Origin of the sequence: Staphylococcus lloydii, from assembly GCF_015775975.1 — a bacterium.
GTDB classification, from domain to species: domain Bacteria; phylum Bacillota; class Bacilli; order Staphylococcales; family Staphylococcaceae; genus Staphylococcus; species Staphylococcus lloydii.
The window spans coordinates 1-16,686 of the sequence record NZ_CP064056.1 but is presented as its reverse complement, the minus strand read 5'-3'; the positions used below and the strand labels follow the sequence as shown (position 1 = coordinate 16,686).

Genomic DNA, 16,686 nt, shown 5'->3' with positions numbered 1-16,686 from the left:
CCATACTTTTTGACTGTATTACTATTCTAACCTCTTTAGAAATTTTATACAATTATTGATAATTTCAATTGATTACCTCAAATTTCATTCATAATATGAATAACTATAATCTTTAATTATCATTTAAATAAAATAAGCTCTAGATTAACTTGTTACAGTCAATTTAGAGCTTTATTTACGTACATTATTTACGTTTAAATTTTGAAACTTTTAAGAAATGATACAAATTAGGTGCCCAATCATTAAAATTAAGTAAAAATCCATCATGACCTACATTGTCAGGCACAAAGAAATGACGGTGATACTTAAATCGTTCTCCTACGGCACGTACCAAGTCATCCGGATATAGTAAATCATCCGTAAAACCCATTGTTAAAACTTTAGTATCTAAAGATTTAAATACTTCCGTAACGTCCGTACGATCTCTATCGATATCATGACTATCTAAGACATCCAGGAGTGTTAAATAACAGTTACGATTAAAGTTCTCTTTAAATTTGTTACCTTGATGTCGTTGATATGCTACGACTTGATCTGGTGAAAATCGTTTATCATAACTTTTCGATGACCGATAAGTTAAAAACCCTAGTTGTCTCGCAATACTCATGCCTTCTTTGCCAGCTAACTGAATTGATTGACGTGCAATTTCATTAAATGCGCGACTATAAGAGGAAGTCTTATCCGTAGCGGCAAGTATGACCGCCTTCTTCACATCAAATTGTCTATTGTATAACAATTCCATCGCTTGCATGCCACCAAGTGAACCACCGATTAATATATCAATGTGGGAAAACCCTAACGCTTTTATACCCACTTCTAATGCTCGAACAACGTCTCTTAAAGTTAGTTTTGAAGGAAAATCATCATCAATTAATGCGGAACTTGAACCAAATGGACTACCGATAACATTAAAAGTTAGAAATTGGTAGTCGTTAATTGGCATATAACCACCATCAATAATTTCGCGCCACCACCCATGGTTTTCATCCGTTCCATACGTCACATGGTTACCTGTCAGAGCATGACATACTAAAACGAGCGGTTGACCTTTGAAGCCTACATGTTCATAACGTAATTTTAAATTTGATATTGTTTCACCTGATTCTGTTTCAAACGGTCCTAATTCTAACGTGTCCACAGTATAATTTGTCATGTTTGACCTCCTACTAACTTAAAAACCCTCTTACTCGATATAAGTAAGAAGGTTCATGGTTACTTATCATTCGAATATCTTCGTTGGTTTTAGCACCGTACTCTATAGCCGGTTGCTGAAGCATCTATGGGCCAAGTCCCTTAGCTTCTCAAAATAAGATTTGATTTAATTTATAAGATTTAACATTTCGAAACATCAATGTTGTAGATGTCGAAATTTTCTATTAATTTCATTCTAACGAATAACGCTTACTACTTCAATGCTTAACATCAAAATAATAAACGTATAAGTGCCATAATAAAAATACCGGCAATAATAGTTATTGTAAGGCTTTTAGATATGAACGCCACTAAAACTGTCGGAATGATTGTCACTAAAAATGGAACATTAATAGTATAACCGAATTTTCCACTATGTTGTTCGATGACGCCATCGATAATGAGTGCAGTAAACAATGTAATCGGGATAAACGACAGCCATTTTACGACTTTCTCTGATAAGTGAACGCGTGTAATCAACATAAATGGTATAACTCTGGTTAACCACGTAACTACACCACATAAAACGATGATAATTAGCATATGTATCGTTATACTCATTTGGTCATCACCACCCCTAACGTTGCCGCAAGTATCGAAGATAAAATAATTGCTACATATGTAGGCATAAATAAACTAAATAAAAACATCATTACGATGACACAAACGATTAATACGATGTAAGTCATAATTTGAGAACGCTGTACAGTTTCAAATTGTGAAATTGCTAAAAAGATAAACATACCAGTAATAGCAAAATCTAAACCTAGTGCATCTGGATTATGGATATATTTACCGAAAATAGCTCCCACAATACATGATACGGTCCAGAATAAATATGCCGTTAAATTAAGTCCATGTAACCAGCGATCATTTATCTTCTCCCCTTTTAAGTGAGGTGTTATGGCGACGCCAAATGTTTCGTCTGTAACTAACGTCGCTAATCCTAAACGATTGAGCCAACCATAATCTTTATATTGGGGAGCTAATGTCATGCTTAATAAAAACATCCTCGAGTTAACTATAAATGTCGTAAGCACAATTGCAGTTATAGGTGTTCCAGCAATCACTAAACTACAAATGATAAATTGTGCAGCACCTGCATAAACGAGTAAGCATAATAAAACTATTTCTAGCAGACTAAATTTAGATGCTACCGCAACGATGCCAAAAGAAAGTCCAACACCTGCATAACCTAATAATGTAGGCACACATTCTTTAACACCTTGCCTAAATGTTAAATGCGAAGCCATATACTACCCCTCCCCTACCTGAAAACATATTATTGACAGTCTAATACAGAATATTTAAGCGAGCAATAAGGTTAGTCTTCCGTTTGTGTTAAGTTAGACAAACGGAATGCTAAAAACAACTATCCTCTAGACTCCCCTACCCTATTAAAAATGCGTTCCATCTCATAGACGGAACGCTAGTTATTACTTTAATTTACGGTTATTTAACTACTGGACCTATTTTAGTTTTACCACCCATAAATGGTACGAGTGCTTCAGGAATTGTAATTGAGCCATCTTCATTTTGATAGTTTTCAACGATAGCTGCAAAGGTACGACCTACTGCTAACCCACTACCATTTAATGTGTGAACTAATTCTGGCTTAGATGCTTTATCTCTTTTGAAGCGGATATTTGCACGGCGTGCTTGGAAATCTGTAACGTTTGAGCAAGAACTTATTTCTTTATAGTCATCATAGCTTGGTAACCAAACTTCTAAATCATAAGTTTTACTTGCACCGAAACCTATATCTCCAGTACATAAAATCACGCGACGATAAGGTAATCCTAATTCTTCTAAAATAGCTTCTGCGTGAAGCGTCATTTCTTCTAATGCATTCCATGAATCTTCAGGTTTTTCATAACGTACCATTTCTACTTTATCAAATTGGTGTAAGCGAATTAGACCTCTTGTATCTCTTCCTGCTGAACCCGCTTCACTTCGATAACATGCTGATTGTGCTGTAAATTTCTCAGGTAAGACATCGGGACCAATAATTTCATTTCTATAATAGTTAGTTAAAGGCACTTCAGCTGTTGGGATCGTATATAGACCTTCTTTTTCTACTTTAAATAAATCTTCTTCAAACTTAGGTAATTGACCTGTGCCGTACATTGATTCTGCATTAACTAATTGTGGTACCATCATTTCAGTATAGCCATGTTGTGTCGTATGTTTAGTAACCATATAGTTCATTAATGCACGTTCTAATTGTGCGCCTTCGCCAGTTAAAAATATGAAACGTGCGCCTGATACTTTTGCGGCACGTTCAAAATTAACCAATTTTAAGTTTTCCACTATATCCCAGTGAGGTTGAGCTTCAAAATCAAATGTTCTTGGCGTGCCCCAGCGTTTTAACTCGACATTGTCTTCATCTGAATCGCCAACTGGCACATCATCGTGAATTAAGTTAGGGATAGTAGCTAAATGATTCGTTAATTGTTCATCGACATCATTTAATTGTTCATCAAGTTGTTTAATCTTGTCTCCTAAATCTCTCATTGCAGCAATTACATCATCCGCATTTTCTTTATTACGTTTTTTCTGAGCAATCTCACCACTTACTTTATTACGTTCTGCCTTCATTTCTTCAGATTGACTAATTAATTGACGACGTTTTTCATCTAAATTAAGTACCTCATCAACAACACTTTCGCTCATACCACGCTTAGCTACTTTGTCTTTAACTAATTGAGGTTCTGTACGAAACATTCTAATATCTAACATATCATTCAATTCCTTTCGATGTTTATTTGAGTAGAACAAAAAAAGACCACATCCCTAACACAAGGGACGTGGTCACGCGTTGCCACCCTATTTAACAGCCTAATTAAGACTGCGCTCTCACTAAAATAACGGTTAAACCGATTGTTCTCAAATATAGGTAGATTCATTTTAATGCTGATACTTGTTCGCACCAACCACAAGTTCTCTGATATCAAGCGTCTTAAAATTACTTAGCCTATGAACAATGCTCTATTTACTTAAATTAAATATAGCAAATTCAAATGTTATTTTCAAGCAACATTGTTAAGCTGATTAAGCATTATAAGCTCTATCACGTAAATGTTGTGCAACCGCTGCAATGTCTTTATGGAATTGTCTATCTTCAGTAATAGTTGGGATGATATGTCTTAATTCATCATATTTCGCGCGTGTCTTAGGTGATAATTTTTCAATGTCTTTATGCTCCACTGCTTGTAGCGCAATAATACATTCAATCGCAATGACACTTCTCGTGTTTTCAATAATATTATAACCATGACGTGAGGCTATCGTACCCATTGAAACATGATCTTCTTGGTTCGCTGATGAAGGTATAGAATCCACACTAGCAGGGTGGGCTAATGTTTTATTTTCTGATACTAAACTGGCTGCAGCGTATTGCATAATCATTGCTCCACTTTGTAACCCTGGTTGTGGACTTAAAAATGCTGGTAGTCCATTATTCAATTGCGGGTTAACGAGACGTTCTAAACGACGTTCGGCAACGTTACCTAATTCGCTAACGCCTATTTTTAAGAAGTCTAAGGCAAATGCGATAGGTTGCCCGTGGAAGTTTCCACCTGAAATAACGAGCGTTTCATCATCTTCATCAAAAATAAGTGGGTTATCGTTAGCTGCATTCATTTCAAATTCTAATTTCTCTTTAACATAGTTAAATACTTGGAAACTCGCACCGTGAATTTGAGGAATACAACGTAAAGAGTAAGCATCTTGAACTCGAATCTCACCTTGTCTCGTTGTTAATTGCGAGCCGTCTAACCAGTCCAACATACGTGCTGCTACAGCAGTTTGTTCATCAAAGTTTCTGACTTTATGTACATTTTCATTATATGCGTCTGTAATACCATTTAAAGCTTGATGCGTTAATGCTGCAATCCATTCAGCCTGTAATGCTAAATCTTCCGCTTCAATATAATTAATCACGCCTTGCGCAGTCATTGCTTGCGTACCATTAATTAATGCTAGTCCTTCTTTAGCTTGTAACTGTAAAGGTTGTCTATTTAAATTACTTAAGACATGTCTGCTATCAACTTCTTCTCCTTGGTAGAAAACATTACCTTCACCAATTAATGCCAAAGCTAAATGTGCTAATGGGGCTAAGTCTCCTGAAGCACCCAATGAACCTTGTTGTGGAATGACCGGAATAATACGTTGATTAATAAAATAAATAAGTTGGTCAATCAGTTCTACAGTTGTGCCTGAATGTCCTTTTAATAAAGTATTTAAACGTAAAACCATCATCACTAATGACACTTCTTCTCCAAATGGTTTACCTACACCACAAGCATGTGAGCGAATTAAGTTCGTTTGTAATTGTTCATATTCCCCTTGATCAATTCTGATATCACTAAATAAACCAAATCCAGTCGTAATACCATATACTGTTTTTTTATTAGCGATAATATCTTCAACTGTTGCACGACTTTGCTTAACACGTTGCAGTGCTTCATCTGTAATCTCTACAGTTTCTCTTTCATTTAAAAAGTTTTTAATCTCTGCAATCGTTAAATCATTTCCTGTTAATTGTAATACCATTATCCCATCTCCTCTCAATAATTAGCATGCAACTCAAAGTATACGCTTTCATTTTTTGAGTAACAATAGTTATAGCAATAGTCGTAACGTATTATCAGATTACTGATTTAACAGGATAAAGCAGGTTATCCACATATATGTAAAATTATTGTGCTTATTATTAACTTTTAACTATTGACTTAACGTACTTGCAGGTATATTATTTTCTATTGTATTTAAAATAAAGTAACGACAAAACAATGACTAAAACAACGATTTATATAAAAGCATTAACTAAAAAGGAGGTTTCGTAATGGAAACTTTATCATCAGTTAGTATTCCTAAACGTAAAGATGATACTCATAAAGGGGACTATGGTCGAATCTTATTAATTGGCGGGAATGCTAGTTTGGGTGGAGCGATTATTTTAGCAGCTCGTGCATGTGTATATAGCGGCAGTGGCTTAATCACAGTAGCTACACATCCTAACAACCATGCAGCTCTACATTCTCGTTGTCCAGAAGCAATGGTTATCGACATCAACGATACTAAAATGCTTACTAAAATGATTGAAAACACAGATTGTATTTTAATCGGTCCTGGACTTGGTTGTGATTTCAAAGGAAATAATGCTATTACTTTCCTATTGCAAAACATTCAATCTCACCAAACACTTATTGTTGATGGTGATGCGATTACAATCTTTAGTAAATTAAAACCACAAATTCCTACGTGTCGTGTTATTTTCACGCCACATCAAAAAGAATGGGAACGTTTAAGTGGTATTCCTATTGATGAACAGGAATACGAACGTAACCGTCAAGCTGCTAACGATATAGGCGCAACGATCGTGCTTAAAATGCATGGTACCGAAATTTATTTCAGAAATAATGATTATAAATTACCAATTGGTACACCTGCGATGGCTACGGGCGGTATGGGCGATACACTTGCTGGTATGATTACAAGCTTCGTTGGACAATTCGATAGTATCGAAGAGGCTGTTACAAGTGCAACGTACACACATAGTTATATAGGGGATTCATTGGCTGAATCTATGTATGTTGTGCCACCATCAAGATTAATTAGCGAAATCCCACATGCTATGAAAAAATTAGAACAATAATATAAAATAACGCCTCTAATTTTGTAATTAGAGGCGTTTTATTTATAGTGTATCAAGAGGGTAGGTCGTCTAAAGTATATAAAAAGCCTAGCAGATTAATACAATCTGCTAGGCTTTTTTGATTTATTATTTTATAGGAACTTATTCTTCTGAGTCATCGTCGTTATCGGCGTTGTCGATATCTTCGTTAACACGATCCATAAAGTCTTGTCTTAACTCTTTAGGTTCGTCGTTTTCTTCTTCACCTTCAGTATGAATTGCATTACCAGGTGTATTGTCTTCAACTACAGTTTCATTTGATGCTTGAGTTTCATCACCCTCTGCAGATTCTACACTTTCTTCTGCTCTAGCTGTTTCTTCCTCTTCGTCTACTTTAGCAACAGTAGAAACAAATTGATTGTCTCCTAGACGTATTAAACGAACACCTTGTGCAGCTCTACCATTTTGTGAAATATCATGAACATCAATTCTAATAATCACACCAGAGTTAGTTACAACCATTAAGTCTTCACTACCTGATACAGTTGTAATACAAACGATATCACCGTTACGTTCTGTAATAGTGGCTGTCTTGATACCTTTACCACCACGGTTTGATAATCTATATTCACTTACTGGTGTACGTTTACCGTAACCATTTTTAGTTACAACAAGTACTTCATCTTCACTTTCAGAGTGAGCGACGTCTAAGCCAACGACTTGGTCACCTTCACGTATTGTAATACCTTTAACACCTGCTGCCGTTCTACCAAGTGGTCTTAATGACTGCTCTTGGAAACGTATTAATGATGCATGTGCAGTACCAATAAGAACGTCTTGAGAACCATCTGTGAGACGTACGGCAATAAGTTCGTCTTCATCTTTGAATCCAATCGCAATTTTACCGTTCTTATTAATGTGAGAGAAGTTATTTAATCTTGAACGTTTGATAATACCTTTCTTCGTTGCAAAGATTAGGAAATTATCTTCACGTTCTAAGTCTTTAACGGCTATCATCGTGCTAATGCTTTCGTCATTATCTAATTCAATAGCATTAACGATTGGTATACCTTTAGATTGACGTGAAAGCTCAGGTACTTCATAACCTTTCAATTTGTAGACGCGACCTTTATTCGTAAAGAATAGGACGTTATCGTGTGTACTCAACGTTACAAGTTGACTTACGAAGTCTTCTTCTAACGTATTCATACCTTGAACACCACGACCACCTCGGTGCTGAGCACGATATGTAGAAACTGGTAATCGTTTAATATAGTTATTATGACTTAATGTAATAACGATTTGCTCTTCAGGTATTAAATCTTCGTCTTCGATATTATCGAAGCCACCTAATTGTATTTCTGTTAGACGGTCGTCACCATAACGTTCACGAATATCTATTAATTCATCTCTAACGATTTGTAGTAGTTTTTCTTCATCTGCAAGAATTTCTTCTAATTCTTTAATGTAAGCAACTAACTCATTATATTCATTTTCAATTTTATCGCGTTCTAATCCTGTTAAACGTCTTAAACGCATATCTAAAATAGCTTGAGCTTGGCGTTCAGTTAATTTAAAACGTTCTTGCAAGCTATCCATGGCTACTTTGTCAGTTTCTGACTCACGAATTGTCGTGATGATTTCATCGATGTGATCTAATGCGATTCTTAAACCTTCAAGAATATGTGCACGATCTTGTGCTTTTTTCAGGTTATATTCAGTACGACGTCTTACAACAATTTTTTGATGCTCTAAATATTCTACTAGGGCTTCTTTTAAGTTAATAAGTTTAGGTCTACCATTAACAAGCGCAATCATGTTCACTCCAAATGATGTTTGTAATGGTGTTTGTTTATATAAGTTGTTAAGAATAACGTTCGCATTGGCATCTTTTCTAACGTCAATTACGACTCTTACACCTGTACGTAAACTTGTTTCATCACGTAAATCAGTGATGCCATCAACTTTTTTATCTCGAGCTAATTCAGCTATTTTTTCAATCATACGTGCTTTGTTAACTTGGTAAGGAATCTCTGTAACGACGATACGTTGACGGCCGCCACCACGTTCTTCTATTTCAGCACGAGAACGCATTTGGATTGAACCACGTCCTGTTTCGTATGCTCTGCGGATTCCACTCTTGCCCATGATAAGCGCGCCAGTTGGAAAATCTGGTCCTTGAATATCTTCCATTAACTCGGCAATCGTTACATCAGGGTTATGGCTTACTTTTAAGACGCCATTAATCACTTCAGTTAAGTTATGAGGTGGGATGTTTGTCGCCATACCTACTGCGATACCTGAGGCACCGTTAACAAGTAAGTTAGGGAAACGAGCAGGTAAGACTGACGGCTCCCTTTCATTACCATCGTAGTTATCTATGAAATCAATCGTATCTTTATTGATATCGCGTAATAATTCAAGCGTTATTTTAGACATACGTGCCTCTGTATAACGCATAGCCGCTGCGCCATCACCATCCATTGAGCCAAAGTTACCTTGACCATCAACTAAAGGATATCTATAGCTGAAATCCTGAGCCATTCTTACCATTGCTTCGTAAATAGATGAGTCACCATGTGGATGATATTTACCCATTACGTCCCCAACGATACGTGCTGACTTTTTATATGATTTATCAGGTGTCATACCTTGTTCATTTAATCCATATAAGATACGACGATGTACTGGTTTCAAACCATCTCTAACGTCTGGTAGGGCACGAGATACGATAACACTCATCGCATAGTCTAAAAACGACTCTCGCATCTCACTAGTAATATTTCGTTCATTTATTCTTGATTCAGGTACTTCAGCCATCAAGATATCCTCCTTCAAAAATTCAGTTCATTGTTTTAGAAATCTAAGTTAGCATAGACTGCATTGTCTTCAATAAACTGTCTACGGTTTTCCACGACGTCACCCATTAACATTTCAAATGTTTGATCGGCGTTAATTGCATCTTCCAATGTCACTTGTAACATTGAACGATTTTCTGGATTCATTGTAGTTTCCCACAATTGGTCCGCATTCATCTCACCTAAACCTTTATAACGTGCTATAGACCATTTAGGTGATGGATCTAGTTCAGCTTTAAGCTTATCTAATTCACGCTCATTAAAGACATAATATTTTTGTTTACCTTGCGTTAATTTGAACAATGGTGGTTGAGCGATATATACATAGCCCGCTTCAATTAACGGACGCATAAAGCGATAGAAGAATGTTAATAATAACGTTCTAATATGTGCACCATCGACATCGGCATCTGTCATAATAATAATCTTGTGATAGCGTGCTTTACTTAAATCAAATTCGCCACCAATACCAGTACCAAATGCAGTAATCATTGAACGAATTTCATTATTATTTAAAATTCTATCGAGACGTGCTTTTTCAACGTTAAGAATTTTACCACGTAAAGGTAAAATAGCTTGTGTTTCGGAGTCACGACCTGATTTAGTAGACCCCCCGGCAGAGTCACCCTCTACGATAAAGATTTCACTGCGGTTAGGATCTTTACTTGAACAGTCTGCAAGTTTACCTGGTAAGCTTGAAACTTCTAAGGCAGTCTTACGACGTGTAACTTCACGCGCTTTTTTAGCAGCAATTCTTGCTCTAGATGCCATAATTCCTTTTTCAACAATAATGCGTGCTACATTAGGGTTTTCATAAAGGAAACGTTCAAATAGCTCAGAGAACAATTTATCAACAACTTGACGTACTTCAGAGTTACCTAATTTCGTTTTGGTTTGACCTTCGAATTGAGGATCACCGTGTTTAATCGATACAACGGCAGTTAAACCTTCTCGAGTATCTTCACCTGAAAGTTTATCTTTATCTTCTTTGATAATTTTACTTTTAATGCCATAACTATTTAATACACGAGATAACGCACGTTTAAAACCATCTTCGTGTGTTCCACCTTCATACGTGTGGATATTATTAGCATAAGTTAATAAGTTCGTTGCGAAACCATTGTTATATTGTAAAGCTATTTCAACTTCGATATCATCTTTTGCTTCATGTACGTATATAGGTTCTGGATGAATAGGCTCTTTGTTTTCGTTAAGCATTTCTACGTATGATTTAATTCCACCTTCGTAGAAATAAGTATCTTCACGTTGTTCACCATCTTCGTCCGTCTCACGTTCGTCTCTTAAAGTAATTGATATACCTTTATTTAAAAACGCTAGTTCTCTTATACGTTGTTGTAATGTTTCGTAATTATAAACAGTTGTTTCTGTAAAAATTGTAGGGTCGGCTTTAAAACGAATAACAGTACCTGTATTATCATCATCTGTTTCTCCAACAACTTTTAAGTCAAACTGTGGAATACCTTTTTTATAAGCTTGGTGATATATTTTATTGTCTATGTGTACATAAACTTCTAAATCTTCGGATAAAGCATTTACTACAGAAGAACCTACACCATGTAGACCCCCTGATACTTTATAGCCGCCACCACCGAATTTACCGCCGGCGTGAAGTACGGTTAAAATAACTTCGACTGCTGGACGTCCCATTTTTTCTTGGATACCTACTGGAATACCACGTCCGTTATCAGTTACTTTAATCCAATTATCTTCTTCAATCACAACTTCAATTTGGTCTGCATAACCAGCCAATGCTTCGTCAATACTATTATCGACGATTTCCCACACTAAGTGGTGAAGTCCTTTTTCTGCAGTAGAACCAATATACATCCCTGGTCTTTTACGTACCGCTTCTAGACCTTCTAATACTTGAATTTGCCCAGCATCATAATTTTCCGTGTTGTTCACATCTGACAATGTGTTCACCTTCACTTTCTGTTACTTAATAATTTCACCTTGATTAATACGATATGTTTTCGCATTCGACATTATTTCATGGTCTATACCATCTATCGATGTCGTAGTAACGAATGTTTGTACTTTGTGCTGTATTGTACTTAACAAATGTGATTGACGAGAATTGTCCAATTCACTCAATACATCATCTAGTAATAATATGGGGTATTCACCCACTTCAATACGCATTAACTCTATCTCTGCTAGCTTAATTGATAAGGCAGTCGTTCGTTGTTGACCTTGAGAACCATACGTTTGAGCGTCCATACCATTAACGTCAAACGCTAAATCATCTCTATGTGGTCCAAAAAGGCATACGCCTCGATCCTTCTCACGCTCCATATTATCGTTGAGCATTGTTAAGACTTCCTCGGTCAGGTCAGTCTCACTTTTACTAACATCGGATAACTTTAAACTTGGTAAATAACGTAAACCTAGTCGTTCTCGCTCATCAGTTATACCAGCATGAATAGGTTGCGCAAGTGATTCTAATTCTTCAATAAACTTTTCACGACGCAAAGTGACTTTCAACGCATATGTAGCAAATTGTTGGTTTAAGACTTCTAGCATAGTGCTATCTGTTTTTTGCCCATATTGTAATTGTTTTAAGTAATTATTTTTTTGTTTGAGAATACGTTGGTATTGAGCTAAGTCATTTAAATAAACGGCTGAAATTTGTCCTAATTCCATATCGATAAATCGGCGTCTGATCTGTGGAGACCCTTTGACGATGTTTAAGTCCTCAGGCGCAAATAACACCACATTTAAATGACCAACATATTGCGTTAGTCGACTTTGTTCTAAGTGATTGATTTTAACTTGTTTACCTTTTTTGGTAATAAACATCGTAAGTGGCATTTCACCATATCTGTAACTTAACTCTCCCTCTATTTTAGCATACTCCTTGTCAAAACGTATGAGTTCTCTGTCATTAGATGTACGATGACTTTTAGCGAGCGCTAAAGTATAAATGGATTCGAGTAGATTCGTTTTGCCTTGTGCATTTTCCCCAATTAAAATATTAACTTCTGGATGACAATCTAGCGCAATCTGCTCGTAGTTACGATAGTTTTCTAGTTGGAGTGAGGTTAATTTCATTCTGCACCTTGATGTAAAATGAGAAATGAACCTACTTCCGGTATATCAATTCTATCTTGGTGGTTCAGCTTTTTACCACGACGTGTCTCTAACTCATCGTTAAGAAATACTTCGAATTCATTTAAAAACCATTTAGCTTGGCCTCCAGATTCGATAATACCTTCAGTTTTGAGAAATTGTCCTAAAGTGATGTCACCATCAACAACTATTTCTTCAACCAAATCAATCACTCCATTTCATTTCTTTAAGGTCATCTACTTATTATACCTTTTTTTAAGCAAAATTTCATGTAAAACAAGGCTAAAATGAATAGTTATTTTGAATTTTAATTTATTGCGCTTAATATGTGCCGAAAACATTGATGATTAATGCATTTCAACGATTTTTTGTCGTATTGTTCAACGTGGAAATTATCTCTCTTTTTAGCGCTTTGTAGTCTGTTATATTTTCGCTACGTCTTTGGTTAATATATAAAACCGGTACATGATCTATGTTAAGTTGATGCGCCAATCCATGAGTACGATTCAGAGCTTTGGGTTTCTTAATTAACTCTTGTAATTTTTGCGTAGTTGATTGATCTAATTTTAGTTGATCTATGAGTGGTAACAAATGTTGTTGATAATGTGCTGTCGTTGTTTTATTTAATTCAGAGGCTTTTGGAGAAGCAGTAAACATTTTGTGATGTAAATCCCAGTATTTATATTTATTAAGCGTATATAGCTTCTGAGACACATTAGAATTAATTTTTGATATTTCATTGGAGAATGGAACATCTATGTATTGAAATTGTACTTGGGGATTATTTTTAAAATCCTTTTCTAATCGTAAAACAATATCACGATCAAATCGTTTACAGTGTGAACATAAATAATTACCAAATTGCGTTATAGTTACTCTTGCTTTGTTATTCCCCCACGATGGAATCACCTGCTTTGTCGTATTAATCGCTTGAGCAAAGCGTTTACCTTCTTTGTTAAGATCCACATGCTGTTTAGATTGAAAGATGACAAGTACCGATAAAATGACTGCTGTAACACTTAAAAATAAAGTTACTCGTTTTCTAGAATACAATTAAAATCACCAACTTTAATCACTTATTTTATTTGTTACACGTTATAGCGATTTGAATTACTCTAAATAAAAAAAATAGCGCTTCAAAGTGTTAACTTCGAAACGCTATAGCATATATCAAATTAATAAGTTCTAATTGGTAAAATCAATTGTGTTACTGAATCATCGTCTTTAGGTTTTAAAATAAATGGTTTCATAGTGCCAAAGAATTCAACTTCAACTTCATCATTATCGATTGCTTTAAGCGCATCCATCATGTATTTAGAGTTGAATGAAATTTTTAAGTTGCCACCATCTACATTGCTAGCCTCTACTTCTTCTTTTACGGTACCTATCTCTGGTGAAGTTGATGATAATTCAACTAATTCATTACCAGTGCTTAATTTAATAACGTTATTGCCGCCTTCTCTTGCTAGTAATGAAGCACGATCAATGGCATGATAAAAGTCACCGTTGTTTATACCTAATTTGATTTCAAAGTTCTCTGGGAATAAACGAGAAGTATCTGGATAATGACCTTCTAATAAGCGTGAAATGAAATTCACATTGCCAACTTTAAATAATACTTGGTTGGATGCGAAGAATATATCTATATCATCGTCGCTATCACTCATAATTTTATTTAATTCAGATAATGCCTTACCAGGAATGATGACATTTTTATTTTCACTCTCTTCTTCTAAGCCCACTTTTCTTACTGCCAAGCGGTGTGAGTCAGTAGCTGTGCATATTAATTCATTATCTTGTATAAGCCAGTTCACACCAGTTAGTACTGGGCGTGTTTCTGAGGTGGACACTGCGAAATTTGTTTGCGCAATGATGTTTTTTAAGACTTTTACTGATAATTGAATAGCATCTTCGCGTGATACTTCTGGTAATAAAGGATATTGATCAGGATCTAAACCACTTAAATTAAATTCAGAATGACCTGAAGTAATTAATGTTTGGAATTGTTCATTTGTTGATAATTTTACTTCTTTGCCTGGAAGTTTTTTAATGATATCAACGAAGAAGCGGCCTGGTAATACGACTGAACCTGTTTCAGCAATAGTAACGATATCTTCTCCATCGACTTGTTTAGGTATTGTGATTTCGATAGATATTTCTGAATCAGAACCTGTAAGTATTACGTCGTTTTCTTTAGTGTCAATTTTAATACCAGTTAATATTGGTAATGTTGTTCTTGGTGAGATGGCTTTTAGTGCATCATTAAGTTGGTTTATGAAATAGTCTCTTCTAATAGTGAATTCCATCTTTAAATTAAACTCCTTCCAGTCGTTTATATATAAATTATATAGGTTTTAAAACCGTAGTAATAGTAGTAGGGCCTGTGAATTAGTGGATAAGTCTAAAAATCTTATTGGTGACAAAGTTTAGCTTGTGTGGATAAACTGTGTACACTGTGTATGACTTATTCACATTACCCACAGATAACAAAATTATTAATACGCTATATTTATTCCTCAAAATAGGTTTTTTAATCTGTATTAGTACAGTTTTTTATTGATTTCTTATTTCTTTTTCAAGATTTTCTACTTCTTGTTTAAATGTTGGATCATTTTTTGTGTCGTTGCTAATTTTTTCATGTGCATGGATAACAGTTGTATGATCACGTCCACCAAATTCTTCTCCAATTTTAGGAAGTGAAAAATCGGTTAATTCACGTGACAGATACATTGCTATTTGACGAGGATAAGCGATAGATTTAGTACGTTTTTTGGCACTAAAGTCCTCGATACGCACGTTGTAGTAATCACCGACGACTTTTTGAATATCCTGAATCGTAATCTTCTTAGATTTAGGCGCTTGAATAATATCTTTAAGTGCTTCAGCAGTTAATTCAGTAGTGATTGATTGGCCGTGTAATTTTGAAAAAGCTAATACACGTGTTAACGCCCCTTCTAGCTCACGAATATTTGATTGAATTTGATTTGCAATATAAGTTAATGCCTCTGTAGGAATATTTAAGTTTTCTTCCTCAATTTTCTTTTGCAATATTGCCATTCTAGTTTCGTAATCCGGAGGCGTGATATCAACGATTAAGCCCCATTCGAAACGTGAACGTAAACGATCTTCAAGCTTTGAAATTTCTTTAGGTGGTCGGTCACTAGAAATAACAATTTGTTTATTAGCTTGATGTAATTCATTAAAAGTATGGAAAAATTCTTCTTGAGTTTGTTCTTTATTTTGAATAAATTGAATATCATCTATAAGTAACACATCAATGTTTCTATACTTTTCTCTGAAACGTTCTGTTTCGTTATCACGAATAGATTTAATGAACTCGTTCGTAAATTTTTCACTTGATGTATAGATAACTTTTGCATCAGGATTGTTAGCTAAAACGTAATGCCCAATAGCATGCATTAGATGGGTTTTACCAAGACCAACGCCCCCATAAATAAATAATGGATTATACGCTTGAGCTGGCGCTTCAGCTACTGCCAAACTTGCAGCATGTGGGAATCTATTCCCTGGTCCTATTACGAAAGTATCAAATGTATTGTGTGTGTTAAATTGTTCCCCACTCACCGTTGCAATATCAACGCTTTGAGGCTGTTTTTTTTCTTCTTTGTCAACAACAGTTGTTTTGTCGTCCATCGATTCAAGTTGATTTTTTGAATAGAATTTTGGTGTAATTTCTTCGCCAATCGTTTTATATAGTAATGATTGAACTATTTCAGCATATTTCGTATTTAACCAATTTGCTACGAAATCCTCGTCTGTCACGATAATAGCTTCATTATCACGTAGAGCGTGAATTTCAGTATCTTTTAAAAATGTAGTGTAACTTGTTTCACTAATTTCTTCTCGAGCTAATGAAAGTACTTTCTCCCAGATTTCTTGTTCTGACAT

At 35.3% G+C, this 16,686-nt stretch carries 13 protein-coding genes, 1 riboswitch and 1 other annotated feature; of the genes, 1 reads left to right on the top strand and 12 read right to left on the bottom strand.

The window, feature by feature from the left end:
- Window positions 1–184 precede the first annotated feature (184 nt).
- The 5 genes from metX to hutH all read right to left on the bottom strand — a co-directional run bounded on the left by metX (window position 185) and on the right by hutH (window position 5,745).
- The gene (gene metX, locus ISP08_RS00065; RefSeq protein WP_048794388.1) at window positions 185–1,153 is read right to left on the bottom strand and encodes a homoserine O-acetyltransferase MetX; all 969 of its coding nucleotides are present in this window, start codon (window positions 1,151–1,153) and stop codon (window positions 185–187) included.
- A 60-nt stretch (window positions 1,154–1,213) separates the two neighbouring features.
- Window positions 1,214–1,313: riboswitch (SAM riboswitch) on the bottom strand.
- Between the two features lie 109 nt (window positions 1,314–1,422).
- Complete coding sequence (locus ISP08_RS00060) at window positions 1,423–1,752, bottom strand: AzlD domain-containing protein (RefSeq protein ID WP_195718911.1); 330 nt, start codon at window positions 1,750–1,752, stop codon at window positions 1,423–1,425.
- Window positions 1,749–2,444 (bottom strand): AzlC family ABC transporter permease, encoded by a 696-nt coding sequence (locus tag ISP08_RS00055; RefSeq protein WP_195718910.1) that lies wholly within the window; start codon window positions 2,442–2,444, stop codon window positions 1,749–1,751. Before ISP08_RS00055 ends, ISP08_RS00060 begins: the two co-directional genes overlap by 4 nt.
- Before the next feature lie 199 nt (window positions 2,445–2,643).
- Entirely contained in the window at window positions 2,644–3,930 is a 1,287-nt protein-coding gene (gene serS, locus ISP08_RS00050) for a serine--tRNA ligase (RefSeq protein ID WP_048794385.1), read from the bottom strand.
- A 59-nt stretch (window positions 3,931–3,989) separates the two neighbouring features.
- Window positions 3,990–4,176 (bottom strand) — a binding site (T-box leader).
- Between the two features lie 66 nt (window positions 4,177–4,242).
- A complete protein-coding gene (gene hutH, locus ISP08_RS00045; protein WP_195718909.1) occupies window positions 4,243–5,745 on the bottom strand; it encodes a histidine ammonia-lyase in 1,503 nt (500 codons plus the stop codon).
- Between the two features lie 292 nt (window positions 5,746–6,037).
- On the opposite strand from hutH, the gene ISP08_RS00040 reads away from it, so the two are divergent.
- Entirely contained in the window at window positions 6,038–6,850 is an 813-nt protein-coding gene (locus ISP08_RS00040) for an NAD(P)H-hydrate dehydratase (protein ID WP_195718908.1), read from the top strand.
- A gap of 141 nt (window positions 6,851–6,991) precedes the next feature.
- On the opposite strand, the gene gyrA is transcribed toward ISP08_RS00040, so the two are convergent.
- From gyrA to dnaA, 7 genes are all read right to left on the bottom strand, one after another.
- Window positions 6,992–9,649: a DNA gyrase subunit A gene (gene gyrA, locus ISP08_RS00035; protein WP_195718907.1), complete on the bottom strand. Its 2,658-nt coding sequence runs from the start codon at window positions 9,647–9,649 to the stop codon at window positions 6,992–6,994.
- 35 nt (window positions 9,650–9,684) lie between these two features.
- Window positions 9,685–11,631: a DNA topoisomerase (ATP-hydrolyzing) subunit B gene (gene gyrB / locus ISP08_RS00030; RefSeq protein ID WP_411847787.1), complete on the bottom strand. Its 1,947-nt coding sequence runs from the start codon at window positions 11,629–11,631 to the stop codon at window positions 9,685–9,687.
- A gap of 12 nt (window positions 11,632–11,643) precedes the next feature.
- Complete coding sequence (gene recF / locus ISP08_RS00025; RefSeq protein ID WP_195718905.1) at window positions 11,644–12,759, bottom strand: DNA replication/repair protein RecF; 1,116 nt, start codon at window positions 12,757–12,759, stop codon at window positions 11,644–11,646.
- Entirely contained in the window at window positions 12,756–12,989 is a 234-nt protein-coding gene (yaaA, locus tag ISP08_RS00020; protein WP_172458996.1) for a S4 domain-containing protein YaaA, read from the bottom strand. Before yaaA ends, recF begins: the two co-directional genes overlap by 4 nt.
- A 145-nt stretch (window positions 12,990–13,134) precedes the next feature.
- Window positions 13,135–13,830 (bottom strand): DsbA family protein, encoded by a 696-nt coding sequence (locus ISP08_RS00015; RefSeq protein ID WP_195718904.1) that lies wholly within the window; start codon window positions 13,828–13,830, stop codon window positions 13,135–13,137.
- Window positions 13,831–13,952: 122 nt separating this feature from the next.
- Window positions 13,953–15,083 carry a DNA polymerase III subunit beta gene (dnaN, locus tag ISP08_RS00010; RefSeq protein WP_048794377.1) on the bottom strand — a complete coding sequence of 377 codons (1,131 nt, stop codon included), beginning with the start codon at window positions 15,081–15,083 and terminating at the stop codon, window positions 13,953–13,955.
- Window positions 15,084–15,330: 247 nt separating this feature from the next.
- Complete coding sequence (gene dnaA, locus ISP08_RS00005) at window positions 15,331–16,686, bottom strand: chromosomal replication initiator protein DnaA (RefSeq protein WP_195718903.1); 1,356 nt, start codon at window positions 16,684–16,686, stop codon at window positions 15,331–15,333.

Bases quoted from the DNA above. Each gene is read 5' to 3' on its own strand.
- metX (WP_048794388.1), bottom strand. From the start codon at position 1,153: ATGACAAATTATACTGTGGACACGTTAGAATTAGGACCGTTTGAAACA.
- ISP08_RS00060 (WP_195718911.1), bottom strand. From the start codon at position 1,752: ATGAGTATAACGATACATATGCTAATTATCATCGTTTTATGTGGTGTA.
- ISP08_RS00055 (WP_195718910.1), bottom strand. From the start codon at position 2,444: ATGGCTTCGCATTTAACATTTAGGCAAGGTGTTAAAGAATGTGTGCCT.
- serS (WP_048794385.1), bottom strand. From the start codon at position 3,930: ATGTTAGATATTAGAATGTTTCGTACAGAACCTCAATTAGTTAAAGAC.
- hutH (WP_195718909.1), bottom strand. From the start codon at position 5,745: ATGGTATTACAATTAACAGGAAATGATTTAACGATTGCAGAGATTAAA.
- ISP08_RS00040 (WP_195718908.1), top strand. From the start codon at position 6,038: ATGGAAACTTTATCATCAGTTAGTATTCCTAAACGTAAAGATGATACT.
- gyrA (WP_195718907.1), bottom strand. From the start codon at position 9,649: ATGGCTGAAGTACCTGAATCAAGAATAAATGAACGAAATATTACTAGT.
- recF (WP_195718905.1), bottom strand. From the start codon at position 12,759: ATGAAATTAACCTCACTCCAACTAGAAAACTATCGTAACTACGAGCAG.
- dnaN (WP_048794377.1), bottom strand. From the start codon at position 15,083: ATGGAATTCACTATTAGAAGAGACTATTTCATAAACCAACTTAATGAT.
- dnaA (WP_195718903.1), bottom strand. From the start codon at position 16,686: ATGTCAGAACAAGAAATCTGGGAGAAAGTACTTTCATTAGCTCGAGAA.